This window comes from Stenotrophomonas sp. YJH_SMC_53 (assembly GCF_059369995.1).
On record NZ_JCAFTF010000008.1, the window covers coordinates 140545 to 166966 of the forward strand.

Below are 26422 nucleotides of genomic sequence, written 5' to 3' on the forward strand. Positions count from 1 at the left end.
GATCCACGCCATGCGTGGATGAATCTCTTTCAGATATCGAATCAATTCGGGGTCAGATCCGTTTTCCTGCGGAAAACGGATCTGACCCCAAGCGCCATTCCGGCAGATCGCGGACATCTGTCGAAGGCGGGGTGGGTCCGGTTGCGGGAGTGTCCGCGGCATGGATGCCGCGGCCAAGCCCCCATGGGTGAGGGCGCTTCGCTTGCGAAGCACTGCTTCGCAAGCGCCCGAACGCACAGCCGCCAGCGGCTGGGCCGGACTGGGGGTTTACGGCGTCTCCCGCAACCGGACCCACCCCGCCATCCCACGGATAGCCAGCTTTTGCTTCGGCTGTTGCTGTTGCTGTTGCTCTGGCTTCGGCAGGTGCAGGGCTGCAAGCCCTGCCGAACACCCTCTACTTTGCCTGCTCGCAGAACTTCTGCCGGTACTCGAGCGCCTTCGGCATCAGTGCCTGCAGGTTCTGGATGCGGGTGCCCGGATTCGGGTGGGTGGAAGCGAACTCCGGCGGCGCCTGGCCGCCACTGGCCTGGCCCATGCGCTGCCACAGCGGCACCGCCTCGCGGGGATCGAAGCACGCCGCCGCGGCCAGCATCAGCCCCACTTCATCGGCCTGCGTCTCGTGGCTGCGCGCATAGGGCAGCAGATAGCCGTAGCCCATCGCCGACATCATCATCTGTTGCTGCTGCGCATCCATGCCGCTGGCGGCACCGGCCATCTGCCCGATCTGGGTCAACTTCTGCTGCGCCATCCGCTGCGCACCATGGCGCAATAGCGCGTGGGCGATCTCATGGCCCATCACCACCGCCATCGCATCACGCGTACGCGCCACCGGCACCAGGCCGGTGTAGACCGCCATCTTGCCGCCCGGCAGGCAGAACGCATTGGCCTGCTCGGACGGGATCACGTTCACTTCCCACTGGAAATCCCGCGCGAAATGCGCGGGCTGCACGCCGTGCTCCTGTGCCAGCGCGGTCTCCACCACGTCCACCTTGGCGATCAGGCGCTGCGCGATGTCGCGCACATCGCGCGCGATCGGCGCATTCGGATCCATCGGCCGTTCCTGCGAGAGGATCTGCTGGTAGGCCAGCAGACCGAGCGCGGTCTCCTGGCGCGCATCCAGGCTGCTGTCGATCATCACCTTCTCGCCAGTGTAGGGATCGACGGTGCGATTGGAGAACCAGTAGAACACCGCATAGCCCGCCGCCAGCAGCAACACCCACCAGCGGATGTTGCCGAACAGGCCGCGTCGCTGCGGACCTTGGGGCGAGCGGGAAAAGGGATCGTTGCGCATCGGTGGTCTTCCAGCAGACCCCGCCGGCTGGCGGGCACGGCGCAATCTTAGTGCGCGGACGCCAGCAGCGGGTGAAGCCCGATGCCGCTCAGATGCCGCGCACCAGGCGGAAGCCGATGCGCGCATTGGTGGTGTCCGAATCCTGCGATTGACGCCAGGCCGCACGGGTCTGCTCGGGCGCATTGGCCCAGTTACCGCCCCGGATCACCCGCGACCGGCAGCCCGGGTTGAACCAGGCGACACCATCGGACGGCGCACGCCGGTAGCTGGCGTGCCAGCAGTCGGCCACCCATTCGCTCAGATTCCCGGCCATGTCGTGCAGGCCGAAAGCATTGGCCTGGAAACTGGCCACCGGCGCCGGTCCCCACCAGCCATCGCCATAGCCGATGAATGCGTTGTGCCAGTGCCGACCCGAAGGCGAGACGTCCTTGCTGCCGGTGAAATTGCCGCTGCCCGGCGGCGGCGTACCAGCGTCTCCCCAGGGGTAGCGGCCACTGCTCCCGGCGCGCAGCGCATATTCGAATTCGGCCTCGCTCGGCAGCCGGTAACTGCGTCCTGTCTGCTCGGACAGCCATGCCGCGTAGTTCTCGGCATCCCGCACGCTGACATGCATCACCGGCGAGTTACCCAGTGCACGCGCGCCATCGTAATCCGAACGCCAGTCGACGCCGCTGCGGCGGATGAAATTGCCGCTGCGCTCGTCATAGACCACCGAGTGGCCGCGCCGGGTCGCACGTGGTCGTGCATTGGTCGACTTCACATAGCGCTCGAAATCGCCGACGGTAACCTCAGTGATCGCCATCGCGAAGCCGCGGTCAAAGCGCACGTAGTGGGAGGGGCGCTCGGCGTCGGTGGAGCCGGGCTCGGCATCACCCGCGCCCATCTGGAAGCCGCCATGCGGCACCACCACCATCTGCGGACCGCGCCCACCATCACGCATCGCGTCGCTGAACACCTGGCCCGGACGGAAGCTGCCGTAGTGGGTGGCCAGATCGATGCGTTCGCGCAGCTGGGCCACCACCGCATCCCCCGGCAAGGCGATGCGCAGGGCCTCGGCCAGCTTTTCGCGCGCCGGCTTCAGCCCCTGCGGCGTGGCCAGCTCGCGCAGGCCCTCATCACGCAGCTGCAGCAGCGCGGCGGCGCGGATCTGCTCGATGCGCTCGAAGGCATCGGCAATGGTCGGTGACGAGTCACGGACCTTGCTGGCTTCGGCCAGCCAGGTGCCCGCACTGGCAAAGTCGCGTACGCGCGCGGCGTCCTCGGCCCGGCGGATCAGGCCACTTTCGGCCGCCGCCAGGCCCTGCCGCGCCCGGCTGTTGTGTTCGTCCAGAGCCAGCGCTTCACGGAAGTTGCCGATCGCACCGTCACCGTCCTCGCCGATCCGCCCCGATCGCAGGTCTTCCTCGCCGGCACGGTTATAGGCCACCACGCGCTGGGCGAGCTCCACCCGGCCCTGCAGCGCGCGCACCTTCTCATCCTTCGGCGCCAGGGTCAGCAGCACCAGTGCCTGGCGACTCGCCTCGGCCAGCGCCTCGCGCTGCCGTAGTGGCCGAACCAGCAGAGCATCGGCCTGCTGCTGCAGGCGCTGGCGAGCACGCTGCAAGCCGCTGCGGGCCAGGCGATCATCCGGATCTTCCTCCTGCACCGCCAGCCACAGCGGAACCGCCGCGTCGGCGTCCTCGTACAGGTGCCCTTCGCTGAACGCCTTTTCGGCTGCGCGGCGCAGCTGGGCGACGCTGCGGCCCTGCCGGTCGACCCGTGGCGGTGTCCACCGCTGCACGTCCTCGGTGGCATCCTCACCGGCAATGGTGACGCTACCCTGCCCCGCTCCCGGTGCCGGCTCCGCCAGTGAACCTTCCTGCGGCCGCGCGTCTTCGCCAGCAGCCGGCCCCGGCTCCGGTGTTGCCGAGGGCGACGGCGTGCAACCGGCCAAGGCCACGGCCAGAGCGGTGCACAGCACGGACGACAGCGGAAAACGCAAGCAGGATCTCCTTCGGCACGGACGCGGACCGACGTTAGGCTATTCTCCCCTGCCTGAGCAAACCCGAGTAGTAGGCCCTGACCCGTGGCAACCTGGATCACCACCCCCGCCGAGCTGGATGCGTACTTCCAGCAGCGTCCGGCCCGCATCGGCCTGGACACCGAATTCATCCGTGAACGCACGTTCTGGCCCCAGTTGGCTCTGGTGCAGATGGCGGTCGGGCAGGACATCCTGCTGATCGATCCGCTGATTCCCGGTATGGCCGAGGCACTGGCGCCGTGGCTGGCCGATGAGTCGATCACCAAGGTGATGCACAGCGCCAGCGAAGACCTGGTTGCCTTCAAGTGGACCTGCGGCGTGTTGCCGCGACCGCTGTTCGACACACAGATCGGCGCCTCGCTGGCCGGCATTGGTGGCGGCATGGGCTACCAGAAGCTGGTCGCGGAAATCACCGGCGTGGCGCTGGCCAAGGGCGAAACCCGCTCGGACTGGATGCGCCGTCCGCTCTCGGAGTCGCAACTGCAATACGCCGCCGACGACGTCGAGCACCTGTTCGCGCTGCATGACGCCATTGATGCCAAGTTGCAGGCGCTGGGCCGCCAGCAGTGGCTGCACGACGACGGCGAGCGCCTGCTGGCCAGCGTCGCCAATGACGAGGACCGCTGGCCGCATCTGGCGATGCGCTCAGCGCAGTTTCTCGATGCTGCCGCGCAGCGCCGCCTGCTGCGCCTGCTGCGCTGGCGTGATGTGCAGGCACGCAGCAGCGACCGCCCGCGCAGCTGGATCCTGGACAACGAACTGGCCGCCACGCTGGCACGCACGCCACCGGCCGATGCCGCCGCGCTGGCCACGCTGTTTGAACAGTTCCCGAAGGCACCGCGCAAGCTCGCCGGCGCGGTGTGGCAGGCGCTGGACACGCCGCTGGCCGATGAGGCCGAGGCACCGCTGGCACTGCCCGCCAACGACACCAACAAGCAGGCACTGAAGAGGCTGCAGGATGCCGTTGCCGAGCGCAGCCGCGAGCTGGGTCTGCCGGATGGCGTGCTGGCCTCGCGCAAGCATCTGGAAAGCTACCTGGATCGCCGCCAATGGCCCGCCGCACTGGCCGGCTGGCGCCAGCAGGAACTGGAGTCGCGGCTGCAGGCGCTGCTGCCCGCACGTTGATGGCACAAGGCGCCGGACCACGCCGGCGCCGTGCACCTCAAGCCTGCAGGGGCCGTGCTAGGGTTTGGCGGTACTGACAAGGAGACGTCGATGCAGACCCTCAAGATCGCGACCGCCTGCGCACTGCTGCTAACCACGTTGGGCCTGGCATGCTCCGGGCAGGCCGCACCGCTTTCCTATGCACAGGAAAAGGAGAACACAGCCAAGCTGGTGGACATCATTGACGGTGCCACCCGCGACGGTCTGGTTGCCGTGCTGGTGCCGGCCCCATATGTCGTGCACAACGGCGGGCCAGGCGTCGGCTCTCCGGTCCCCGGCTTTCATCTGGGCAACCGCTCGACCGACCTACCCGGGTTCTCGACGCGGGTGTCCTTCCAGCACAAGGATATTCCCTCCCAGGGCTATGTGCAGCTGTTCAACACCAACGAACTGGAAACCGGCCCGCAGAGGACGGTGTTGATGGACGTGTTCGAGGTGCATCTGATTCCGCCAGGCACCTATCTGCTGAACGGTGCGGAGAACTACCGCCTGAACACCCGCGTGGCCAAGCTGAAGCCGCTGGGGACCACGGACGAAGTATCGAAGGACATCGGCGCCACCCGCCTGGCCGACGTCGATTACCGTTTCTATTCCTGGAAGAAGGTCTGGGTACCACCCGGCGTCCTGACCGATCAGCACTCCCAGCAGGTCTGCATCTCGGTGCATGTGGCCTCCGGCAACTGCGTGGCATGGGGCACCCAGAACTACGAAACCTCGCGCCCGACCGAAGGCTACTGGGATGACAGGATCGTCCCTGAAGACATCCCTGCCGTACGCATCCAGGCGGTCATCGCCAAGGCCCACGCGCCACTGGCCTTCACTGCCCGCGAAGGGCAGATCCTGCTCAGCCCCTTCATTGTTGCCGCCGACGGCGATATCGATTTCAACGCCAACGACTGCGCACCGGTCGACAAGCTGACAGGATGCGCTCTGCGCCGCTTCACGGTGCACTACCAACCCGCGCCGCTGGACGCTGCGCGCAAGCACATCGCAATCACCTCGCGCGGCCTCAACGGCAAGCAGCGCAAGGTACTGGAGCGGATGGAGGCGATGCAGCTGCAGGTGCTGGGCCCCAGTGCGCCGTCCGATGCAGCGCTGGGCAAGGGCGTCAGCGCCACGCCTTGAGCACGGCTGATGCCTGGCCAGCAACGAAAAACGGCGCTCGATGAGCGCCGTTTCCGGTACACGACGGGGTAAGGCTTACCAGTTCATGTTCAGCGAGACACCGACGGTGCGCGGTTCGTTGTAGACCGCAGCCATATAGTTCTCGATCACACCCTTGAGGTTCTTCTCGTTGGTGATGTTGCGCGCGAACAGCGCCACTTCGTAGGCACCGTAGTTGCCCGAGTAGCCGATCTTCAGGCCGCCTTCGAAATCACCCTTGGAGTTGAACTCCTTGCTGTCGTACAGCACGAAGCTGGTGTAGCCCTGCTTGTTCCAGTCGGTGGACACAAACATGGTGCCCGCGTCGCTGACCGGGAAGTCGTAACGGGCGGCCAGGTTGACGTTGTACTTCGGCGCGTTCGGCAGCGGATTGCCGTCGATCTGCGCGAAGGTGTTGGCACCGACCTTGATGGTCGGGTCATTCACCGTGCACACCACCTGGCCGTTGAGGCCGCAGACCTGCGCGTAGACGCGCTTGTCCTTGATCTCGCTGTGCAGCAGGCTCAGGCCGGCGCTCAGGGTCAGGTTCGGGATCGGGCGCAGCTCCATGTCCGCTTCGAAACCATAGGCCTTGGCCTTGTCGGCGTTGAACAGCACGCCGTTGCCGTCCGAATCGTTGCCGTTGAGCTGGATGTCGTTGACGGTGTAGGTGAACGCGGTGGCGTTCAAGCGCAGGCGGTTGTCCCACAGGCTGCTCTTCACGCCCGCTTCCCAGGACAGGATGGTCTCGGAATCGGCGGTGGTGAAGTCGGCATTGAACACGGCCGAGCGGCCCTGGATGGTCGGGCCGCGGAAACCGCGGGCGACCTTGGCATAGACGCTCACGTCCGGCGTGATCTGATACATCGCGCTCAGATCCCAGCTCGGGGTGGTGTCGGACATCTTGACGTCGGTGCGGCCCTTGTAGGTGACCACGCCAGCGGCAGTGTCAGCCGTCTTCAGCAGGCGGGTGTGCTTCTCGTCCCGGGTCTGGCGCAGGCCGGCGGTGACGGTGAACTTGTCGGTGAAGGCGTAGCTCAGCTGGCCGAAACCGGCCCACGAGGTGTTCTTGTTGCGCAGGCGCACCCAGTTGTTCGGGTTGCGTGCCGCGCCCTGCAGGAACCAGGCGCGCTGGTAGAAGTCGGTGGTGTCGCTGCCGTTGAAGTAGAACGCACCGGCCTGCCACTGCAGCGCGCTGTCGTCATGGCTGGCCAGGCGGAATTCCTGGGTCCACTGGTCCAGGTCGCGGATGCGGCCCATCGACTGGCCGTAGCCGTTCGGCACGCCGTTCACCGGGAAGTTCACCGCAGCGCCGCCGTCGGTGTCGCCACGGCTGTAGCCGGAGGTGGTTTCGTAGGCGGTGATCGAGGTGAAGTCGATCGCGCCGAAGTCGTAACGTGCCTTCACCGAGCCGCCGTAGGTCTTGTAGGCCTGCGGATTGTTGTCGGCTTCGTCGTAGGCGACCTGGTCGCGCGGCACGTCGGTCTTGTTCGAGCCCTTGGTCAGCGCACCGCGCAGGAACAGGGTCGAGGTGCCTTCGTAGTCACGGGCGTGGGCCGAGGCCAGGATCGAGAACTGGTCGCTCGGGGTCAGCAGCAGCTGCGCGCGTACGTTGCGGTCATCGAAGCCGCCCATCGCGTTCTTCTTCGGGCTGACCGTGCCGTCGGCACTCGGGCCCTTGTAGGTGTTGTCGACGTAGTCATCGCGGTGCTGGTACAGCGCCGACACGCGGAACGAGGCGATGTCATTGATCGGACCGCCGAAGCCGCCGTCGATCGACACGCTGTTGTAGGTCGCGTAGCTGGCGCTGACCCGGCCGGTGTAGTCCTGGGTCGGCTTCAGGGTGTCGAACTTGACGATGCCGGCGGTGGTGTTGCGGCCGAACAGCGAGCCCTGCGGGCCACGCAGCACTTCCACCTGGTCCACGTCATAGACCGGGTTGGACTTCAGCACCACGTGCTCCAGCACCACATCGTCCTGGATGATCGACACCGGCTGCGAGGCCCCCAGGTAGAAGTCGATATTGCCCAGGCCACGGATATAGAAGCGCGGGAAGATGCGGCCGGTGGTGGTTTCCGCATACAGGCTCGGCACGCGGCCGGACAGTGCCAGCAGGGTGTCGTCGCCGCCGGCGGTGAAGTCGCGCATGCGCTCGCCCTGTACCACCCCCACCGAGACCGGCACTTCCTGCAGGTTCTGCTCACGGTGTTCGGCGGTCACGGTGATCGTGTCCAGGCCGGTCGGGGTCGGCGCGCTGTCCTGCGCGGCGGCACCGAAGCTGCCGACCAGAGCCAGGCCGGCGCAGGCCAGGGCCAGCGGATGGCGGCGGAAGGAAACGAAGGAAGACGACATACCCGACAGGCGGCGGGAATCGGAATGGGAGGGCATGGAATGCTCTGAGGAGGCGTCCGTGCGGCCTGCGCGAGCCGGGCGGCAAAAAGGGGGAAAACTGCGCAAGCGGCCATTATCCCCCAAATTGTTACGATTTCGTTGCGCGGCACCCGAACCCGGCGAAACAAGCGGTTTCGGCACAGTCCGCCGGCAGCGCCTGGGGTCAGATCCGTTTTCCAAGGGAAAACGGATCTGACCCCGAAGCTCCTGGCAGCCGGGTCAGCGCGACATCGACCCTCGCAAGTCGCCCGCATGCGCGCTGCGAAACCAACTCTGGCCTTTACTTCTACGGCGCCACGGCTTCGCGGGACGACTGCTCATTGCTGCCGCCCCCGGCATTGCCTTGCGCAACGCCTGGTCTCTGTCGAATTCGCCCTGCTGCGCCAAGCACTGGCCCGAATCCGGCCGGCACGGCGGTGGATCCAGGCCTTGCGTCGTCCCTGCCCGGCGCTTGGCAAGCCCGGCAGGCAGCGCTACACTGCAGCCCTGCCGTGGGGCCATAGCTCAGCTGGGAGAGCGCGTCGTTCGCAATGACGAGGTCAGGAGTTCGATCCTCCTTGGCTCCACCACTATTCAGAAGAACCCGTAGATCCTGGCGATCTACGGGTTTTTTCTTGTCTGGAATCCGCCTAGCCGGGTTCCTGGCCGCCATCCTTGCGGCGCGGGCTGCGCGAATGCGCATCACGCACCTGTTGGTCGCACTGGCCCGGCCGCTGCTTCGCCACGTTGTCCTGCTTCCGGTCCTGGCGGCTTTCCTGGATGCCCTGCTTCGGGTCCTGATCCTTGTCTGGCTCGTTCATCTGATTACTCCCTCATCGGCATCAGGCCGACGTTCTGCCCCACGCTAGAGGCCGGCGGGTAATCCACAGGTCAGTCCCGCGCCAACAGCGTGTGCACGAACCCACTTGCTGCGACGGTGAACACACGCCCAGAATCCGATGCAGCACGAATTCCGCGTACATCCATGCCCCCGCCCGCCCAGCACGCGGCACACACCGTGCCGATGAACCTCAATCCAACCGACGGCAGCATCCAGCTCGGCACGCTGCCGAACCTGATCTGTCCCAGCCTCTCACCGCAGGAGGCGCGCATCGCCTTCGCCACGCTGACGCATGGCGAGCGCGATGTCGGCACCGGCTATGTCTGGCTGAGCCTGCACCGGCTCAGCCTGGGCGGTGCACCCGCTGGCATCAGCCTGTGCTTCCACGGCCAATACCTCGACATGGTGACAATGAGCGTCGATCTGCCCGGTGCAACACTGGAAGACGGCTGGCCGACCCAGGCCGCGATCGATGCCGAAGTCGCTTTCATGCGGCGCACCTTGGCCACGGCACTGGGGCGCAAACTGGCAGGCGGCCACGCCCGCTTCAGCTGGGGCGAGGCCTGGGCCCGGTTCGACCCGAAGGGATTCATGGCCAGCAGCGGCGTCCGCTACTCGCCTCGCACGTGACGGCGCTCAGGTTCGGGTGATCGACACGCCGCCTTCAACGCGCATTGCGGTACCGGTAACGAAGCTGCTTTCATCGCTGGCCAGGAACAACGCCGCATTGGCGATCTCCTCCGGCTTGGCCATGCGCTTGAGTGCATGCAGCGAGCGCACGAAATCACGCGCATCACCGGTCGGTGCCGCCTGCCGGCCCATCTCGGTATCGGTGCCCCCGGGCAGCAGCACGTTGCTGCGCACGCCACGCGCGCCGTATTCGGCGGCGATCACCTGGCTCAGGCCGATCAAGCCGGCCTTGCTCGACGCATAGGCCGCCATTCCCGGGAAGCCGACGGTGTGGCCGACGAAGGTGCCGACAAACACCAGCGAGCCACCGCCGCGTGCCAGCAACGCCGGCAACTGGGCGCGTGCGGCATGGAAGGCGGCATCGAGATTGGTGGCCATCACCTCGCGCCACGCATCCACCGGGAACTCTGCTGCCGGTGCACCGGGGCCGAGCATGCCGGCATTGTTGAGCGCGATGTCCAACCCACCGAATGACTGCTGGGCCAGTTCCACCAGCGCCGGTGCCGTGGCCGGATCAGCCACGTCCGCGGCATGCACCACCACCTCGCCACCGGCGGCGCGGATCTGCTCGGCCAGCGCCTGCAGCGGCTCCGGCCGCCGTGCGTTGAGCACCAGCTTTGCCCCTTCTGCAGCGAAGCGCAGCGCGCTGGCGCGGCCGATGCCGGCGCTGGCACCGGTGATGAGAGCAATCTTGTTGTTCAGCCGCATGGTCGTGGTACCGGTTGTGAAGTGGCCGCCACGATGCCGCGCCTCTCGCCTGCCAACACTCCGTTTCCGGGCCCGGCCCATCGGTGCAGGAAACGGAGTTTCCGCAGAACCAGCACGTGCCAGAATCCGGCCATGGACAGCACCGCCACCACCGCCCTCGATGCCCGCGTCGAACGGGTTTGCCGCCACCTTCAAGCCAGCCACGACGAACCCTCGCTGCAGGAACTGGCCGGGATCGCGGGTTGCAGCCCAACCCGTCTGCATCGCCTTTTCAAGGAAGCAACCGGGTTGACCCCGAAGCAGTACGCTGCCGCGCTGCGCGCCGACCGCCTGCGCACCGGGCTGGAACAACAGGAACGCATCACCGACGCCTTCCACGATGCCGGCTTCGGCTCCAGCGGTCGCTTCTACGAGAACGCGCCGAAGCTGCTGGGCATGACGCCGAAGCAATGGCGTGCCGGTGGTCGCGGCGAAGTCATCCACTTCGCGCTTGCCGAAAGTTCGTTGGGCAGCGTGTTGGTGGCCAGCAGTGCCACCGGCGTGGTCGCGATCCTGCTCGGCGACGATCCGGAAGCGCTGCTGCAGTCACTGCAGCAGCGCTTCCGCCAGGCCGAACTGGTCGGGGCCGACAGCGGCTATGAACAACTGGTGGCACAGGTGGTGGGCCTGGTCGAGGATCCCTCGCGAGGCGCCACGCTGCCGCTGGACATCCGCGGCACGGCCTTCCAGCAACGTGTATGGCAGGCGCTGCAGCAGATTCCGCGCGGACAGACGGCCTCATATGCCGAAATCGCCGCGCGTATCGGCGCGCCGCAATCGAGCCGCGCGGTGGCACGCGCCTGCGCAAGCAATCCGCTGGCCGTGGCGGTGCCCTGCCACCGGGTGGTGCGCCGCGACGGCGACCTGTCCGGCTATGCCTGGGGCGTGGCACGCAAGCGCGAACTGCTGCGCCGGGAAAAGGTCGCCAACGGCTGACGCGACCCGCAAGCCGCCGACCTTGTCGGCGCCCCCAACCTCCGGTAGCCGCCAACCTTGGCCGGCATCGGCCAAGCCCTCAGTCCAGCTTCACCACCAGCTTGCCGAAGTTGTGCCCCTGCAGCAGCCCGAAGAACGCCTCCGGTGCATTTTCCAGCCCTTCCACCACATCCTCGCGGTACTGGATGCGGCCCTCACGCAGCCACTGCGCCATCTCGCGCTCGAAGTCCGGCCACAGGTGCTTGAAGTCGTGCACGATGAAACCGCGCACGGTCAGGCGCTGGCGCAGGATCTGGCTGAACAGCACCGGCAGGCGGTCCGGGCCAGGCTGCGCAACACCACGATTGTTGTAGGTGGCGATGGTGCCGCACACCGGAATGCGGGCGAAGTCGTTGAGCAACGGCAGCACCGCATCCAGCACATGGCCCCCGACGTTCTCGAAGTACACGTCGATACCCGCAGGTACCGCCGCGCGCAGCTGCTCGGCAAAATCAGCCGCGCGATGATCCAGCGCCACGTCCACGCCCAGCGTCTGCAGATAGGCACGCTTGGCCTCGCCACCGGCGATAGCCACTACGCGCGCGCCCTGCAGCTTGGCCAACTGCGCCACGGTCGCGCCGACCGGCCCCGTTGCGGCGGCCACCACCAGCGTCTCTCCCGGCTGCAGGCGGGCGATTTCATGAAGGCTGGAATAGGCGGTGAAGCCCGGCATGCCATACACCCCCAGCGCCGTACTCAACGGCAGCCCGGCCGGGTCCAGGCGGCGGCCCAGCGCCTTGGCCGGCAGCACCGCGTGGGTCTGCCACCCGCCCGGCGCCAGCACCTGTTCGCCCACTGCGACACCCGCAGCCCTGGACTGCAATACCTCGGCCACGGTCTGGCCTTCCATCACAGCTTCCACTGCCACCGGCGCGGCATACGACGGTCCCTCATCCATGCGTCCACGCATGTACGGGTCCAGTGAGAGGTAGCGATTGCGCAGCAGCACCTCACCGTAGCCCAAGGGCGGCAGCGCGGCCTGCTCCAGGCGGAAATTGGCTGCAGTGGGCGCCCCCTGCGGACGCGACGCCAGCACGATGCGGGTGGTGGTCGATGAGTCGGACATGACGACGGTCTCTGCTGTTGCCAGCATCAGGAAAGGAACGCCGACACTACGCCGCAGCGTTCCCCCATGGGAGTCACGAAAACAGCGTTCCATGTCCGGTATCGGTGCCGTCCACGCGCAGGCCGCGCCACGCCGCGTTTGTCGATCACTGTGGCCCGCTGAATTGCGCCGCACGCGATGATCACCGTGCCACCGCGCACGGATGAATCGGCATCCAGCGCCCCCCTGCCCCGCGACGGCGGATCAAGTACTTGCGTCTGCGCAGACGGCAATGTGAAGGTTTTTTGCCAAAATGCTTGCCGTAGCCGGCTGACCTCCGTAATATGCGCGTCCTTGGCAGCGACCTCGCTGCAATGAACTACGTGGCCGAGTAGCTCAGTTGGTAGAGCAGGGGATTGAAAATCCCCGTGTCGGCGGTTCGATTCCGTCCTCGGCCACCACGTTCGACAGCCTGCAGAAATGCGGGTCTTTTTTTCGGGAATCGCAGTTGATCGTGATTGCCACACAGTTTGGCCGAGTAGCTCAGTTGGTAGAGCAGGGGATTGAAAATCCCCGTGTCGGCGGTTCGATTCCGTCTTCGGCCACCATCTTTCGAGACCTGCAGAGATGCAGGTCTTTTTTTTGTCCGTGCTTCGCGCACTGCACGAGTGGCGGATGCGGCGCCTGCGCACACGCCCGGTTGACGAAACATTTACACCGGCACGCGCGGCGGCACCTACGCTCCAGACTCCTGCCTGGAGCCTACCGATGCCTCTGCGCCCCGCCCTGTTCGCCTGCCTGCTGCTGGCCGCTTTCCCGGTGATCGCCACTGAACCTGTGCGCGCGGTCGAGCGCCTGGACATCGATCGCTACGCCGGCCAGTGGCACGAGATTGCGCATCTTCCGGTCTCGTTCCAGAAGCAGTGCGTGGGCGAGATCACCGCCAACTACGGACTGCGCAGCGATGGCCGCATCAGTGTCACCAACGCCTGCCGCAACGGCGACGGTGAGCGCGTGGTCGCCGAAGGCGTGGCACGCGCGGTGGCCGGCCATCCCGGCCAGTTGCAGGTGCGCTTCGCGCCGGACTGGCTGAGCTGGGTCCCGCTGGTCTGGGCCGACTACTGGGTGCTGGCGCTGGACCCGGACTATCAGTGGGCACTGGTCGGTGAACCGGACCGGAAGTACCTGTGGATCCTCTCGCGCCTGCCGGAAATGGATCGCGCACGCTTCGAAGCGCTGAAAGAAAAAGCCGAGGCCATGGGCTACGACCTGCGCCCGCTGCGCCTGATGGCCCCGCTTCGCGATACGCCCGCCGATTGAACCGCGTCGCAACCGCGGCGCCGCGCGCGCGCCGTCCGGCACCGCGCACGCCCGGCCGCCATCTTCACGCGCTACCCTCTGCGACGGGTCGCCACAGGCGATCCAAACAACCATACGCCGTAGTATGCTTATCCAAACGCACCCCTCCAGAGGACTTGCGCCCATGCTCCACCGTTTCCGTATCGCCTTGATTGTCCTGTGCACCCTCGCCCTTGTTGCCTGCAACAACGGCATCGTCAAGCGTGTTTCGGAACCGGCGGCCAGCCTGCAGCAGCTGACCGTGCGTGCCGACGGCAACTGGACCGTGGCCCTGCGCCTGCAGAACTTCAGCTCGATGCCGATGACCTTCGATGACGTCTCGCTGGCGCTGACCGTCGGCGACAACGAAGCCGGCACCCTGCACGCCAAGCCCGGCATCTCCATCGGCGGCACCTCCGCCGACGTGATCAATGTCGACCTGGTGCCCAGCTCGGCCGCGCGCCTGGTGGTGGCCGATGCGCTGGCCAGCAACCGTACCCTGGCCTATGGCCTGAAGGGAACGGTGGCGGCCACGCCGCAGGAAAAGAAGCAGCGCAGCTTCGACATCAGCAGCCGCAGCACCCTCAACCAGGCCCCCGGCCTGCCCGGCGTGCTGCGCTGAACGCGCCTTTCGTGGCGGCGCCCGGCGCCGCTCTCCCCTGCCCTGATCAAATCGAGACGTACCGATGAGCAGCTACACCGCCCCGCTTTCCGACCTCCGTTTCGCCCTGCACGACGTGCTCAAGGTCGAACCCCTGTTCGCCCGCCTGGGCTTCACCGACGCCACCGCCGACGTGGTCGATGCCGTGCTGGAAGAAGCCGGCCGCTTCAGCGGCACCGTGCTGGCCCCGCTCAACAGCGTCGGCGACGAGATCGGCTGCGTGCTCGACCAGGCCACCGGTGAAGTGACCACCCCGCCCGGCTTCAAGCAGGCCTACGACCAGTTCGTCGATGGCGGCTGGACCGGACTGACCGCCTCGCCGGAGCTGGGCGGCCAGGGCCTGCCGCACACTCTGGGCGTGCCGCTGAACGAAATGATCAATGCCGCCAACCTGGCGTGGGGCAACTTCCCGCTGCTCTCCCACGGCGCCATCGAAGCGCTGAAGCAGCATGGCGAGGCCTGGCAGCACGAGGCTTTCCTCAAGCCGCTGATCGAAGGCCGCTGGACCGGCACGATGTGCCTGACCGAACCGCACTGCGGTACCGACCTCGGCCTGCTCAAGACCAAGGCCGAGCCGAACGCCGATGGGAGCTATTCGATCACCGGCACCAAGATCTTCATCACCGCCGGCGAGCATGACCTGACCGGCAACATCGTGCACCTGGTGCTGGCCAAGCTGCCTGACGCTCCCCCGGGTGCCAAGGGCATCTCGCTGTTCGTCACCCCGAAGTTCAAGGTCGACCGCGACGGCAACGTCGGCGAGCGCAACGCACTGCGCTGCGGCTCGATCGAGCACAAGATGGGCATCAAGGGGTCGGTCACCTGCGTGATGAACTTCGATGGCGCGCAGGGCTACCTGGTCGGCCAGCCGCACAAGGGCCTGCAGGCGATGTTCACCATGATGAACACCGCGCGCCTGGGGGTCGGCCTGCAGGGCATCGGCCTGTCCGAGCGCGCCTACCAGAACGCGCTGAAGTACAGCCGTGAGCGCCTGCAGTCGCGCGCCCTGAGTGGTGCCAGGTTCCCGGACAAGCCGGCCGACCCGATCCTGGTCCACCCGGATGTGCGCCGCATGCTGCTGACGGTGAAGTCGCTGGTCGAAGGCAGCCGCCTGCTGGCGCTGCACGCCGCCACCCTCATCGACGTTGCCCACCATGCCGAGGATGCCGCTGAGCGCGAGCGCGCCGACACCCTGGTGAGCTTCCTGACCCCGATCTCGAAGGCCTGCCAGACCGAATGGGGCATCGAGAACACCTACAACGCCCTGCAGTGCTTCGGTGGCCACGGCTACATCCGCGAGCACGGCATGGAGCAGCTGGCCCGCGACGCCCGCATCACCACGCTGTATGAAGGCACTACCGGCATCCAGGCGCTGGACCTGATCGGCCGCAAAACCGCGTCCAGCCAGGGCGCCGGCCTGAAGCTGATGCTGGCCGAGATCGAAGCCTTCGCCAAGGAACACGAGGGCAACGAAGCGCTGGCCGAGTTCATTGGCCCGCTGCGCGCCAAGGCCGCCGAATGGGGCAAGCTGACGATGGACGTGCTGCAGCGCGCGGCCGCCAATCCGGACGAACTGGGCGCAGCAAGCTACGACTACCTGTTCTATTCGGGTTACGTGGTGCTGGCCTACTGGTGGGCCCGCAGCGTCGCCGCCGCCGACGCCAGCGCACACGGCGCCGCTTTCGCCCAGGGCAAGCGCGAGACTGCGCGGTTCTACTTCGCCCGTGTGCTGCCGCGCACGCTCAGCCACGCCGCCGCGATCCAGTCCGGCGCCGCCCCGCTGATGGCGATGGACGACGAGCGCTTCGGCGCCTGAGCCGGGCTACGCCCGGCACCCGCGGTAGTGCCGGCCGCTGGCCGGCGACCGCAACAGCAACAGCTGCATCCCGGTGGATGGCGGGGCGGTGTGGGTTGGCAGGACACGCCGTAAACCCCGCTCCGCGGTCCGGCCCAGCCGCTGGCGGCTGGGCGTTCGGGCGCTTGCGAAGCAGTGCTTCGCAAGCAAAGCGCCCTCACCCCTGGGGGCTCGATGGCGCCATCCATGGCGCCAACGGTCCTGCCAACCCACACCGCCCCGCCTCTGACAGTTCCCCGCGATCTGCGTAGATCCACGCCATGCGTGGATGAAAACCACCGGAATCCATCTGGAGAAAAGCCCCCCTTTGTTAAGGGGGGCGCGCCGACGGCGCAGGGGATAGGAGGAATGCGTGGGCATCCCAACCCGCCATCGGCGGGCTGGGATGCGGAATGCGCGGACCTGAATGTTGACGATTTGTGTATCGCCTGTCGGCGATACACAAATCGTCAACATTCAGGTATAAGCTGTTCTCCCGATGGAGACAGACACTACACGCTTGGGTCTGATCGAAGCCGGAGCTCCGTTTTCTGCTCCGGGCGCCGAAGCATCGCCCAACGCCACGACGCTGCATCGCCCCGGTTCGGTCCGGCTGCTCTCGCTTGATGCCCACGGACGCGTACTGGACTGGATCACCTGGCAGGATGCGGCCTGCCTCTACGCCCGCGAGGCAGTGGCCTGGACGCTCGGCGATCCCTGCCTGCACATCCACGGTGGCACCAACCGCTTCAGCGGCCTGCAGAGCGGCATGGACCTGCACCCGATCATCGCCGCCCGCGGCCACGCCCGCTCCCGCGCGATCGACCCCACGCCGAACCTGACCAACCAGGCCCTGTTCGCCCGCGACGCCCATCTGTGCATGTACTGCGGCCAGCAGTTCACCCGCCCGACGCTTACCCGCGACCATGTCATGCCGCTGTCCAAAGGTGGCCTGGACTGCTGGGAAAACGTGGTCACCGCGTGCTTCCACTGCAATTCGCGCAAGAGCGACCGCACCCCGCAGCAGGCCGGCATGCCCCTGCTGGCAGTGCCCTACCGGCCCAGCTGGATCGAGCACCTGATCCTGTCCAACCGCAACATCCTGGCCGACCAGATGGCCTTCCTGAAGGCGCAGTTGCCCAAGCGCTCGAAACTCAGCACCTGAACGCCCGAAAATGCAACCCTCACCGTCCTGTCACGGACGGCGGCGTTTGCTTGCCCCACCCCCGTTTGAGGGCGAAAATGGGCGTTCAGAAAAAGTGCGAACATGATGATCGACTCTGCCCGCTATCCCCGCCTCGCGCGCATCCAGACACCGGATGACCTGCGCACGTTCGACGAATCCGAATTGAGGGCGGTCGCCGACGAACTGCGCGCCTACCTCATCGAATCGGTGGGCAAGAGCGGAGGTCACTTCGCCGCCGGCCTGGGCGTTATCGAGCTCACCGTGGCCCTGCACTATCTGTACCAGACCCCGGTCGACCAGCTGGTGTGGGACGTCGGCCATCAGACCTACCCGCACAAGATCCTGACCGGCCGCCGCGACGAGATCCATACTGTCAAGCAGAAGGACGGTGTCGCGCCGTTCCCGAAGCGCGAGGAAAGCGAGTACGACACCTTCGGCGTCGGCCACTCCTCCACCTCGATCTCGGCCGCGCTCGGCATGGCCATCGCCCGCCAGTCCGAAGGCGACGACCGCAAGGTTGTGGCAGTGATCGGTGACGGCGCGATGACTGCCGGCATGGCATTTGAGGCGCTGATGCACGCTGGTGGCATGGAGCCGGAGCCGAACCTGCTGGTGATCCTCAACGACAACAACATGTCGATCTCCGAGGCAGTGGGCGGCCTGACCAAGATGCTGGGCCGAGCGACCGGCAGCCGTACGCTCAACGCGCTGCGCGAAGGTGGCAAGAAGATCCTCGGTGACAAGAAGAACAACCCGGCGCGTTTCGTGAAGCGCTGGGAAGAACACTGGAAGGGCATGTTCGTGCCCTCCACGATGTTCGAGGAAATGGGCTTCCACTACACCGGCCCGATCGACGGCCACGACATGCCGGCCCTGTTGTCCACCCTGAAGACGCTGCGCGCCTCCAAGGGCCCGAAGCTGCTGCATGTGATGACCACCAAGGGCAAGGGCTACGAGCCGGCAGAAGGCGATCAGATCGGTTACCACGCCGTGGGCCCGTTCGATCCGGACAAGGGCCTGGTGGCCAAGGCCGGGGCCAAGAAGCCGACCTATACCGATGTATTCAGCGACTGGCTGTGCGATGCCGCCGCCGCCGAGCCGCGCCTCTACGGCATCACTCCGGCGATGCGCGAAGGCTCTGGCCTGGTGCGCTTCAGCAAGGAATACCCGCAGCGCTATTTCGACGTGGCGATCGCCGAGCAGCACGCGGTCACCCTCGCCGCCGGCATGGCCACCCAGGGTGGCAAGCCGGTGGTGGCGATCTACTCCACCTTCCTGCAACGTGCGTACGACCAGCTGGTGCACGACGTGGCGATCCAGGATCTGGACGTGCTGTTTGCGATCGACCGCGCTGGCGTGGTCGGTCCGGACGGCGCGACCCACGCCGGCAACCTCGACCTCAGCTTCCTGCGCTGCGTGCCGAACATGGTGGTGATGGCACCCTCCAATGAAGCCGAGTGCCGGCAGATGCTCAGCACCGGCCTGCAGCACCCGGGTCCGGCGGCCGTGCGTTACCCGCGCGGTACGGGTACCGGCGTTGCGGCCGGCACCGACCTGTCGACCCTGCCGATCGGCAAGGGCGAGCTGCGCCTGCAGGGCAACCGCATCGCCCTGCTTGCCTTCGGCAGCACCGTGCCCGCCGCCGAGCAGGTCGGCCGCGAACTGGGCCTGAGCGTGGTCAACATGCGCTTCATCAAGCCACTGGATCGCGAGCTGGTGCTGACCATGGCCGCGCAGCACGAGGGCCTGGTCACGATCGAAGACAACGTCGTGGCCGGCGGTGCCGGTTCCGGTGTCGGTGAACTGCTCAATGCCGAAGGCGTGCTGCGTCCGATCCTGCACCTGGGCCTGCCCGACAGCTACCAGCACCACGCCAGCCGCGAGGACCTGCTGGCCGAAGCCGGTATCGATGCGGCCGGCATCCGCGCCGCCGTGCTCAAGCGTTGGCCACAGCTGGCCGCAGGCAGCCCACCGCTGAGCGCGGCGGGCTGAGGCCGATCAGGAATCCACGCATCACGGGAAGGTGCAGCCGAAGGCTCGCACCTTCCACGGTGGAAGCAGGTGGTTCCACGCCATGCGTGGATGGCCGGACCCCGCAGGCCCGCCCCGGCAGGCGCCCCACGCTCAACCGTAACTGACCGCTTCCACGAACGCCCCGCTGGCCTCCACGCGGACGGCGGCGCGCTGCCCGGTGTCGACGAAGTGCAGGCGGGCCAGGGTCTCGGCAAAGTCATAGGCTCGTGCGCCATCACGGAACTCGATTGGCTCCGGCCTATCCGGGTGCAGCACGCGCCACTGGCGCTGTTCGCATTGCAGGCGGATCAACATGCAGCTCACTCCTTGAGGCAGCGTATCGACGGCGGCGCGATGCTGATGCCGGCTACGGCAATCGACATCGGGAAACAGGGCACGCAAGGCGCCCTGATCACAGACGATACGGCGTTCAAAATGTGAGCTGTATCAGATTATTCTGATTTTCATGGGTTGAATCCGTAAAGCTCAGTTCACCTGGAACTGCGCCCTGCAGCCATCGCTCACCCAGATGCCGCGGCGATCCCAGCCCCAGCTCTGGCCTTCGATGCAGGCACTGCGCGAGTCCTGGCGGATCAGGCGCACGCCCCGGCGGATGCGGGCATCGCAGTACTCCTGCCGGTGGCCATTGGAATGGCAGGTAACCACATCGCCACCGCCCCATCCGTTGCCATTGCCGTTGCCCCAGCCGCCGCCATTGCCGCCCCAGCCGCCGCCGCGGCGGTATTCACCGACGAATTCGGCACGGCACCCCTGTGTGACCCAGACGCCGTTGCGCGACTGGCCCCAGGTCTCACCTTCCACACAGGGCGAACCGGACAACTGGCGGATCAGCCGCGCGCGGCCATCCAGGCGGCACTCGTTGCTGCGGTTCTTGACCGACTCGCAGCGCACGATGCCACTGCCATCGCGGCCGCCATAGCGGTCGTCGTCGTAGCCGTAGCCATAGCTCTGCGCCTGGGCGCCGCCGGCGGCCGCCAGCATCGGCAACAGGGTGCAGGCCAGGGTGCGCCAGGTGAGTGCCTTGCCCATCGAGATCTCCAGATGAATACGATGGCGCAAGCATCCGGGATTCACGGCCCGGCGCACAGAGGGAGGCGCGATGGCAGTTGTTCCCCCATTCAAACAACTCAACCGCGGCTGACTGCACTACGGGGGCTGGCGTCACTCTCCAACGTAAAGCGCGTCTACCGTGTTGCCAAGCGCCTCGACCCGCACCGTGCTGCGCTGGCCGGTGCGGCGGTGATGCTCCAGGGCCAGCGCGGCGGCGGCATCAAAGGCGTCGGCGCCCCGGGCGTAACCGGTGGTGTCGCTCACCTGCGGATGCAGTACGGACCAGCGCTGGGCATTGCATTGGACGGTGATGACCATCGGGAGGCTCCTGCGGATGAAAGGGTGCAGTGGCAGGCAGCGGGCCGCTTGCCGTTACACCATCAGGCTAGCGACCGCCTCCGGGATGGCCTATCAGATTTGTACGAAAATGCCGCGCCTTCGCGTCGGATCTTGGCTTTCCTCACATCCCTGAGTCCGTTTAGCCCGTTCATTCCGTGATCCTTGTCACGGAGTCAGGCTGGCTTCACACTACCGTCATCAACAGGGGCCCCTTCCACATGCGCACCTTCTTCTCACAGCAACGCTGGACGTTGCTGAAGTTCTATTTCGTGGCCAGCTATCTGATCCTGATCGAAGAGTTGATCCGCGCCGCCGTGCATTGAGCGCTTGCTGGCGAGCTATTTGCGACAGAAAATGTCGCTTTAGGCGCGGAGCTCGCACATGAAGGTGCTTCTTCTGATCCCGGCCCTGCTGGCTCTGGCCGCCTGTGCCAGCCAGGACACGGCGACCGCGCGCGCTGATGCCGCTGAGGCATCGCCAGCGACGCCGGTGGTGGGGGGCGACCGAGATGCGCACGGCTGTATCGGCTCTGCCGGGTATCAGTGGTGCGAACACAGCCAGCGCTGCGAGCGCCCCTGGGAGCTGGCGCAGGCGCAGGGCCTGGCCAACACGGCCGAGGCCATCGACGCGTACTGCGCCAAGCCCGCCAGCCCGGCGCGCAAGTGAGCACGCCCTGCCATGGCTGAGCTGACTCCCCTGCCCGATCTCGCCCGTGGCCGGTATCGCCACTTCAAGGGCGGCGACTACGAGGTGATCGACATCGTCCGCAGCAGCGAGACGTTGGAACCGATGGTGCTTTATCGCGCACTCTATGGCGAAGGCGGCCTGTGGGTACGCCCCTACCCGATGTTCATCGAGCAGGTTCCGGGCGAACACGGCCCGCAGGCGCGCTTCGCTCGCATCGACGACTGATCCGGTGCGACCCGCAGTGACCCGGAGCCCACGATGAACCCCTATATCTACCTGGCCGCCGCCATCGTGCTGGAAGTGATTGCCACGTCGCTGCTGAAGGCCTCGGACGGCATGAGCCGGCTGTGGCCGACAGTAGGCGCGCTGGTTGGCTATGGGCTGTGCTTCTACCTGCTGTCGGTCACCATGAAGTCGGTGCCGACCGGCATCGCCTATGCAATCTGGTCCGGCGTCGGCATTGTGCTGATCTCGCTGATCGGCCTGGTGGTGTTCAAGCAGCGGCTGGATGCACCGGCATTGATCGGGATCGGCCTGATCTGCGCCGGCGTACTGGTGATCAATCTGTTCTCGCGCAGCAGCGCGCACTGAAGACGCTGCTGCGCGAACGGCGCTAGCTGACCTTCTTCAGCTGACCTTCTTCGCCACGCTCATGCCGATCAGGAACAGCACCACGGCGATGATGATGCCTGCCCAGAACAGGAACTTGGCGATGCCCACGGCGGCGCCAGCGATGCCGCCGAAGCCCAGCACGCCCGCGATGATGCCGATGATGGCGAAGATGATGGCCCACTTGATCATGTCGATCCTTTCCCTGCAGGGAATGCAAACGGTGCGATCAGGCTAGGCCGCCACCGATGCGGCGCTCGTGAACGGGCCGCGTGTGCGGCGTGAATCAACGCGGCCGGAAGCGCAACAACGCCACTGCGAAAGCCAGGAACACGCTTCCCACCAGCCGCTCGAACCAGCGCCGTGCGAATGGCTTGGCGAGCCAACGGCGCAGGCCGTGGCCACCGGCCGCATACATCACGTACCAGAACAGTTCGCAGGCCGCGAAGGTCGCCACCAGCACGCTGTACTGCACGGCCTGGCTGCGCGACGGGTCGACGAACTGTGGCAGGAACGCTGCGGCGAACAGCAGTAGTTTGGGATTGCTCAGGCCGACCCACAGGCCGCCGCGGAACACCGTTCCTGCGCCATGTACCGGCGCCAGTGTGACCTCGTCAGCATCGGCCACCGCGGGTGCGGGCCGGCAACTGTCGCGCCACGCCTTGATGCCGAGCCAGGCCAGGTAGGCCACACCGAGATAGCGCAGCACCTCGAACAGCATGGGCGAGGAATGCAACAGCGCACTCAGGCCCGCTGCGGAAGCCGCCAGCACCAGCAGCATCGCCAGCAGGCAGCCGGCCATGGCCGGCACACTGCCACGGAACCCCAGCCCGACGCTGCGCCCAAGGATGTGCAGCATGTTCGGCCCAGGCGTCCCGCACAGCACGAAGACCGTGGCCAGGAACCACCACCAGGTATGCAGGGCCATATCGGGCGTCCACTTCAGAACATCCAACCAGCATAGAGTGCGCCGGCCTGGCGCGGCACACACAGTGCAGCATGGATGCGGTGGTTACAGAGGCAGGCTCAGGCCGCGAGCGCGTCGCGCCGTACCAGTACCTGGTCGATCAGGCCCCATTCGCATGCCTGCTCGGCGCTCATGAACCGATCACGGTCCAGGGTCTGTTCGACCTCCTCGAAACTGCGTCCGCAATGCCGCGCATACAGCTGGGTGATGCGCTGCTTGGTGCGCTGCATCTCCTCGGCGTGGATGAAGATGTCCGAAGCCTGGCCCTGCACCCCGCCCAGCGGCTGGTGCACATGCAGGCTGGCATTGGCCAGCGCCGCGCGGTGACCCGGCTCGCCGGCCATCAGCAGGAACGAACCCATCGACCGCGCGGTGCCCATGCACAGCGTATGCACCGGGGCCGAGATGTATTGCATCGTGTCGTACATCGCCAAGCCGCTGGAGATCACCCCGCCCGGCGAGTTGATGTACAGATGGATCGGCTTCTCCGGATTTTCAGATTCAAGGAACAGCAGTTGCGCGCAGACCAGCGCCGATACGGTGTCATCGACTTCGCCGTTGAGAAAGATGATGCGCTCGCGCAGGAGCCGCGAGTAGATGTCATAGGAGCGCTCACCGCGCTCACTGCGTTCCACCACCATCGGTACCAGCTGCATTCTGTCCCGCATGTGCCTGCTCCCTGTAGCGTTCGATCCAGGCGCCGGCTCACGCCGCGCGCATCACCGTGCGATGGTCATCGTTGGACGCCGGCGGTATCAGCGCGCGCCGGTCGGTGAGCCGATGCACGATGGTCAGCACCGTTCCCCCATCCTCATCACCGCGCAGCCGGAAACACACCAGGCTGTGCAGATGTGGGGGCTGTGCATCGCGCAAGCGGAATCCGAGCTCCCGCCCCTCCTCGAACAGGCAGGGCTTTGGATCGGCAAGATCGGCGGCAGGCAACCAGCGCTCACGCAGTGCCGGATCGAACAGTGCGCGCCAGACCCGTTCCGGTGGCGCAGGCAACCGCTGCTCCATCACCAGCGCGGGAGCCGCTTCCTTCAGAACATCGTCCATCAGTCCATCTCCTCCAGCAGGTTCTGCAGTGCGGACATCCGCGCCGGCCAGTAGGCCCGGCAACGCTGCAGCCAGCGTCCGATGTGGGCCAGCCCGCGCGGATCGACTTCATAGTGGACGAAGCGCCCCTGGCGCTGCTCACGCACCAGCCCTGCATCGCGCAGCACTGCCAGGTGCTGGGACATCGCAGACTGGCTGATCGCAATGCCCTCGCGCAGCGCGCTGGCATGCCGCCCGCCATCGGCCAGCTTTTCGAAGATGTGGCGGCGGGTGGGGTCAGCCAGCGCCTTGAACAGGGCGTTCTCGATCATGATCAACACATTAGCAACTACTAATGTGTAGTGCAACTGCCACAGCTGCTGTGCTGCAATGACGGCTTCCCGGCATGGAGCAATGCATGAAGACCCTTGGCCTGATCGGCGGCATGAGCTGGGAAAGCTCGGCGCAGTACTACCGGCTCATCAACGAGGCGGTGCGGAATCGCCTCGGTGGCGCGCATTCGGCGCAACTGCTGCTGTGGTCGGTGGATTTCGCCGACATCAAGCAGTTGCAGCACGACGGTCAGTGGGATGTGCTGGGCAACCACATGCTCGATGCCGCGCGGCGACTGCAGGCCGGTGGCGCCGAGCTGCTGGTGATCTGCACCAACACCATGCACATGCTGGCCGGCCGGATCGAAGCCGAATGCCCGCTGCCCCTGCTGCATATCGCCGACCCGACCGCCACGGCGATCCTGCAGGCAGGCATCCGCAAGGTCGGACTGCTCGGCACCGCCTTCACCATGGAGCAGGCGTTCTACCGCGACCGGCTGCAGGACCGCTTCGGGCTGCAGGTACTGGTTCCGGAGGCTGATGATCGCCGCTGCGTGCACGACATCATCTACCAGGAGCTGATCGCCGGCGTGGCCAGCGAGCACTCGCGGCAGGTGTACGCCGGCGTGATTGCGCGGCTGGTCGCGCGCGGCGCCGAAGCGATCATCCTCGGCTGTACCGAGATCATGCTGCTGGTGCGCCCCGAAGACAGTGCGGTGCCGTTGTTCGACACGACCACCCTGCACGCGCTTGCGGCGGTGGACGCTGCGCTGGCCTGACCGCGCGCAGCGTCAGCCTTGGCCCTGGACTTCCAGTGCGGTGATCAGCCAGTCGACCACAGCCTGCGAATCACACAGGAAGAAGATGGCATCGCCCGAACGCGCTTCGGTCAGCAGCCGATAGACGGTAATCGCCACCGCCGACTGGTTGGCGATGAACACCTCCGGGCTGCGCGGCCCTTCGCTGTGGCCGGCCACGGCGTGCAACGCCTTGCGCGCAGCCACGGTGGCGGGCGGGTCTGCGCTGCGGGTCAGTTCCGGCCCGCGCAGGCCCCACGCAATGAACACATGCTTGCCCTTGAACGTGGTGTCCAGGACACGCACCTGCCCGGCCTCTGCGCCAGCCGAGCGATGAATGACGGTACTGCTGATCAACGCAACCCCCTGTGGTCGTCGTGGTCCGCGCATCCTCCTCCGCAAGCCGGCTGCACGCCAGTGACGGCAGCCACAGGCTGCGCCGGCATGCGTGGGAGACATGTAAGAAGGTGTAAGCCGATGCGATCGGATGTGCCGCGATGATAAGGGATGTAAGGCCCTGCATGGGCCGGTGCGCACTACTAAATCCCCACTGAGCCAGCGCCGGAACGATCCGTTCCGACGGCCTCGGGCTGGTCCATTCTTGCGGCCCATTCCCCCTGCCGAGGCTCTCCATGACCCATCGCCTGTTGCCGCCCATTGCCACCTCCGCCCTGGCCCTGCTGCTGGTGGCCACCACGGTGGCCGCCCAGGACTACGACAGCGATCACATTCCGCCGCTGCGTTGCGAGTCGCAGTTCAACAAGACCCAGCAGTGCCCGATCGAAGGCCGCATGCGCATGGCCAGGCAGCTGTCGGTCACCCGCTGCGTCGAGGACCAGAACTGGGGCCAGAGCCGCCGCATGCTCTGGGTCACCGAAGGCTGCCGCGCTGAGTTCGTGGCAGACGAACAGGGACGCAGCCGCTGGCCGGGGCGCGGCCGGGATCGTGATCGGGATGACGACGGCGAGCGCCTGATCTGCGAGTCCTACGAGCAGAAGGACAAGGAATGCCGCATCCGCGTGCGTCGCGAGGTGCGCCTGGTCAAGCAGAAGTCGGTGACGCCGTGCGTCGAGGACCGCAACTGGGGCTGGGACCGCCGCGGGGTGTGGGTCAGCGACGGCTGCCGTGCCGAGTTCCGCGTGTATTGACTGCCGACCACACGCTGGCTTTGGCGGATACGCAGACACGGCCGACGTGATCGATGGACTGGGCGCATCCAGTCCAGGAGCCTGCGATGGCACCCCCCGATCCTTCCTCGACGATGCTG

At 66.4% G+C, this 26422-nt stretch carries 29 protein-coding genes and 3 tRNA genes; 17 read left to right on the forward strand and 15 right to left on the reverse strand.

Going from position 1 to position 26422, the window contains the following annotated elements; translation table 11 throughout:
- Positions 1-394 precede the first annotated feature (394 nt).
- Together AC5P7X_RS14445 and AC5P7X_RS14450 are read right to left on the reverse strand one after the other, a co-directional pair.
- Positions 395-1291, reverse strand: coding sequence for a M48 family metallopeptidase (locus tag AC5P7X_RS14445; RefSeq protein ID WP_495215057.1), 897 nt, complete (start codon positions 1289-1291; stop codon positions 395-397).
- A gap of 88 nt (positions 1292-1379) precedes the next feature.
- Entirely contained in the window at positions 1380-3272 is a 1893-nt protein-coding gene (locus tag AC5P7X_RS14450) for a formylglycine-generating enzyme family protein (RefSeq protein WP_495215059.1), read from the reverse strand.
- A gap of 84 nt (positions 3273-3356) precedes the next feature.
- On the opposite strand from AC5P7X_RS14450, the gene rnd reads away from it, so the two are divergent.
- Together rnd and AC5P7X_RS14460 are read left to right on the forward strand one after the other, a co-directional pair.
- Positions 3357-4436: a ribonuclease D gene (gene rnd / locus AC5P7X_RS14455; RefSeq protein WP_495215060.1), complete on the forward strand. Its 1080-nt coding sequence runs from the start codon at positions 3357-3359 to the stop codon at positions 4434-4436.
- 90 nt (positions 4437-4526) lie between these two features.
- Positions 4527-5600, forward strand: coding sequence for a hypothetical protein (locus tag AC5P7X_RS14460; RefSeq protein ID WP_053443323.1), 1074 nt, complete (start codon positions 4527-4529; stop codon positions 5598-5600).
- Positions 5601-5675: 75 nt separating this feature from the next.
- Here the strand turns inward: AC5P7X_RS14460 and AC5P7X_RS14465 are convergent, their stop codons facing one another.
- Complete coding sequence (locus tag AC5P7X_RS14465; protein ID WP_206620021.1) at positions 5676-8006, reverse strand: TonB-dependent receptor; 2331 nt, start codon at positions 8004-8006, stop codon at positions 5676-5678.
- A gap of 496 nt (positions 8007-8502) precedes the next feature.
- Here AC5P7X_RS14465 and AC5P7X_RS14470 point away from each other — a divergent pair.
- Positions 8503-8578 (forward strand) — tRNA-Ala (locus tag AC5P7X_RS14470).
- A 60-nt stretch (positions 8579-8638) separates the two neighbouring features.
- On the opposite strand, the gene AC5P7X_RS14475 is transcribed toward AC5P7X_RS14470, so the two are convergent.
- Positions 8639-8809, reverse strand: a complete 171-nt coding sequence (locus AC5P7X_RS14475) for a hypothetical protein (protein WP_005417792.1) — start codon at positions 8807-8809, stop codon at positions 8639-8641.
- A gap of 164 nt (positions 8810-8973) precedes the next feature.
- On the opposite strand from AC5P7X_RS14475, the gene AC5P7X_RS14480 reads away from it, so the two are divergent.
- The gene (locus AC5P7X_RS14480) at positions 8974-9459 is read left to right on the forward strand and encodes a hypothetical protein (RefSeq protein ID WP_329842373.1); all 486 of its coding nucleotides are present in this window, start codon (positions 8974-8976) and stop codon (positions 9457-9459) included.
- Positions 9460-9465: 6 nt separating this feature from the next.
- Here AC5P7X_RS14480 and AC5P7X_RS14485 read toward each other — a convergent pair whose 3' ends face one another.
- Entirely contained in the window at positions 9466-10227 is a 762-nt protein-coding gene (locus tag AC5P7X_RS14485) for an SDR family oxidoreductase (RefSeq protein ID WP_032954356.1), read from the reverse strand.
- Between the two features lie 132 nt (positions 10228-10359).
- On the opposite strand from AC5P7X_RS14485, the gene AC5P7X_RS14490 reads away from it, so the two are divergent.
- Positions 10360-11202 carry a bifunctional transcriptional activator/DNA repair enzyme AdaA gene (locus tag AC5P7X_RS14490; RefSeq protein ID WP_206620024.1) on the forward strand — a complete coding sequence of 281 codons (843 nt, stop codon included), beginning with the start codon at positions 10360-10362 and terminating at the stop codon, positions 11200-11202.
- Between the two features lie 79 nt (positions 11203-11281).
- Here AC5P7X_RS14490 and curA read toward each other — a convergent pair whose 3' ends face one another.
- Complete coding sequence (curA, locus tag AC5P7X_RS14495) at positions 11282-12307, reverse strand: NADPH-dependent curcumin/dihydrocurcumin reductase (RefSeq protein WP_329842375.1); 1026 nt, start codon at positions 12305-12307, stop codon at positions 11282-11284.
- Positions 12308-12671: 364 nt separating this feature from the next.
- On the opposite strand from curA, the gene AC5P7X_RS14500 reads away from it, so the two are divergent.
- The 7 genes from AC5P7X_RS14500 to dxs all read left to right on the forward strand — a co-directional run bounded on the left by AC5P7X_RS14500 (position 12672) and on the right by dxs (position 19297).
- A tRNA-Phe gene (locus AC5P7X_RS14500) sits at positions 12672-12747 on the forward strand.
- A 71-nt stretch (positions 12748-12818) separates the two neighbouring features.
- Positions 12819-12894: transfer RNA gene (locus AC5P7X_RS14505), tRNA-Phe, on the forward strand.
- A 160-nt stretch (positions 12895-13054) separates the two neighbouring features.
- Positions 13055-13606: a lipocalin family protein gene (locus tag AC5P7X_RS14510; RefSeq protein ID WP_005417806.1), complete on the forward strand. Its 552-nt coding sequence runs from the start codon at positions 13055-13057 to the stop codon at positions 13604-13606.
- Between the two features lie 163 nt (positions 13607-13769).
- Positions 13770-14246 (forward strand): LEA/WHy family protein, encoded by a 477-nt coding sequence (locus AC5P7X_RS14515; RefSeq protein ID WP_053501243.1) that lies wholly within the window; start codon positions 13770-13772, stop codon positions 14244-14246.
- Between the two features lie 64 nt (positions 14247-14310).
- Positions 14311-16101, forward strand: coding sequence for an acyl-CoA dehydrogenase C-terminal domain-containing protein (locus AC5P7X_RS14520; RefSeq protein ID WP_206620027.1), 1791 nt, complete (start codon positions 14311-14313; stop codon positions 16099-16101).
- 517 nt (positions 16102-16618) lie between these two features.
- Positions 16619-17284, forward strand: coding sequence for an HNH endonuclease (locus AC5P7X_RS14525; RefSeq protein WP_032954353.1), 666 nt, complete (start codon positions 16619-16621; stop codon positions 17282-17284).
- A gap of 105 nt (positions 17285-17389) precedes the next feature.
- Entirely contained in the window at positions 17390-19297 is a 1908-nt protein-coding gene (gene dxs, locus AC5P7X_RS14530) for a 1-deoxy-D-xylulose-5-phosphate synthase (protein ID WP_053499260.1), read from the forward strand.
- Between the two features lie 132 nt (positions 19298-19429).
- Here dxs and AC5P7X_RS14535 read toward each other — a convergent pair whose 3' ends face one another.
- From AC5P7X_RS14535 to AC5P7X_RS14545, 3 genes are all read right to left on the reverse strand, one after another.
- Positions 19430-19633: a hypothetical protein gene (locus AC5P7X_RS14535; protein WP_005417823.1), complete on the reverse strand. Its 204-nt coding sequence runs from the start codon at positions 19631-19633 to the stop codon at positions 19430-19432.
- 171 nt (positions 19634-19804) lie between these two features.
- A complete protein-coding gene (locus AC5P7X_RS14540) occupies positions 19805-20368 on the reverse strand; it encodes a DUF3011 domain-containing protein (protein ID WP_032956176.1) in 564 nt (187 codons plus the stop codon).
- Positions 20369-20500: 132 nt separating this feature from the next.
- Positions 20501-20707, reverse strand: a complete 207-nt coding sequence (locus AC5P7X_RS14545; protein ID WP_005417826.1) for a hypothetical protein — start codon at positions 20705-20707, stop codon at positions 20501-20503.
- 402 nt (positions 20708-21109) lie between these two features.
- On the opposite strand from AC5P7X_RS14545, the gene AC5P7X_RS14550 reads away from it, so the two are divergent.
- Genes AC5P7X_RS14550 through AC5P7X_RS14560 form a run of 3 tightly spaced genes read left to right on the forward strand, consistent with a single transcriptional unit; the run spans position 21110 to position 22006 of the window.
- Positions 21110-21394 (forward strand): hypothetical protein, encoded by a 285-nt coding sequence (locus AC5P7X_RS14550; RefSeq protein WP_053499224.1) that lies wholly within the window; start codon positions 21110-21112, stop codon positions 21392-21394.
- Between the two features lie 12 nt (positions 21395-21406).
- Complete coding sequence (locus AC5P7X_RS14555; RefSeq protein ID WP_005417832.1) at positions 21407-21640, forward strand: DUF1653 domain-containing protein; 234 nt, start codon at positions 21407-21409, stop codon at positions 21638-21640.
- 33 nt (positions 21641-21673) lie between these two features.
- Positions 21674-22006, forward strand: coding sequence for an SMR family transporter (locus tag AC5P7X_RS14560; protein ID WP_053499229.1), 333 nt, complete (start codon positions 21674-21676; stop codon positions 22004-22006).
- A gap of 36 nt (positions 22007-22042) precedes the next feature.
- On the opposite strand, the gene AC5P7X_RS14565 is transcribed toward AC5P7X_RS14560, so the two are convergent.
- The 5 genes from AC5P7X_RS14565 to AC5P7X_RS14585 all read right to left on the reverse strand — a co-directional run bounded on the left by AC5P7X_RS14565 (position 22043) and on the right by AC5P7X_RS14585 (position 24358).
- The gene (locus AC5P7X_RS14565) at positions 22043-22216 is read right to left on the reverse strand and encodes a DUF1328 domain-containing protein (RefSeq protein WP_005417836.1); all 174 of its coding nucleotides are present in this window, start codon (positions 22214-22216) and stop codon (positions 22043-22045) included.
- Positions 22217-22310: 94 nt separating this feature from the next.
- Positions 22311-22952: a LysE family translocator gene (locus AC5P7X_RS14570; RefSeq protein ID WP_005417837.1), complete on the reverse strand. Its 642-nt coding sequence runs from the start codon at positions 22950-22952 to the stop codon at positions 22311-22313.
- A 98-nt stretch (positions 22953-23050) separates the two neighbouring features.
- Positions 23051-23659: an ATP-dependent Clp protease proteolytic subunit gene (locus AC5P7X_RS14575; RefSeq protein ID WP_005417839.1), complete on the reverse strand. Its 609-nt coding sequence runs from the start codon at positions 23657-23659 to the stop codon at positions 23051-23053.
- Positions 23660-23696: 37 nt separating this feature from the next.
- Positions 23697-24047: an SRPBCC family protein gene (locus AC5P7X_RS14580; protein ID WP_053499234.1), complete on the reverse strand. Its 351-nt coding sequence runs from the start codon at positions 24045-24047 to the stop codon at positions 23697-23699.
- Positions 24047-24358 (reverse strand): ArsR/SmtB family transcription factor, encoded by a 312-nt coding sequence (locus AC5P7X_RS14585; RefSeq protein WP_329842383.1) that lies wholly within the window; start codon positions 24356-24358, stop codon positions 24047-24049. The genes AC5P7X_RS14580 and AC5P7X_RS14585 overlap by 1 nt, the downstream gene beginning before the upstream one ends.
- Positions 24359-24444: 86 nt before the next feature.
- On the opposite strand from AC5P7X_RS14585, the gene AC5P7X_RS14590 reads away from it, so the two are divergent.
- A complete protein-coding gene (locus tag AC5P7X_RS14590; protein WP_053499236.1) occupies positions 24445-25137 on the forward strand; it encodes an aspartate/glutamate racemase family protein in 693 nt (230 codons plus the stop codon).
- 12 nt (positions 25138-25149) lie between these two features.
- Here AC5P7X_RS14590 and AC5P7X_RS14595 read toward each other — a convergent pair whose 3' ends face one another.
- The gene (locus AC5P7X_RS14595) at positions 25150-25545 is read right to left on the reverse strand and encodes a hypothetical protein (RefSeq protein WP_053499239.1); all 396 of its coding nucleotides are present in this window, start codon (positions 25543-25545) and stop codon (positions 25150-25152) included.
- Between the two features lie 242 nt (positions 25546-25787).
- On the opposite strand from AC5P7X_RS14595, the gene AC5P7X_RS14600 reads away from it, so the two are divergent.
- The gene (locus AC5P7X_RS14600; RefSeq protein ID WP_495215063.1) at positions 25788-26303 is read left to right on the forward strand and encodes a DUF3011 domain-containing protein; all 516 of its coding nucleotides are present in this window, start codon (positions 25788-25790) and stop codon (positions 26301-26303) included.
- The last annotated feature ends 119 nt before the right edge of the window (positions 26304-26422 follow it).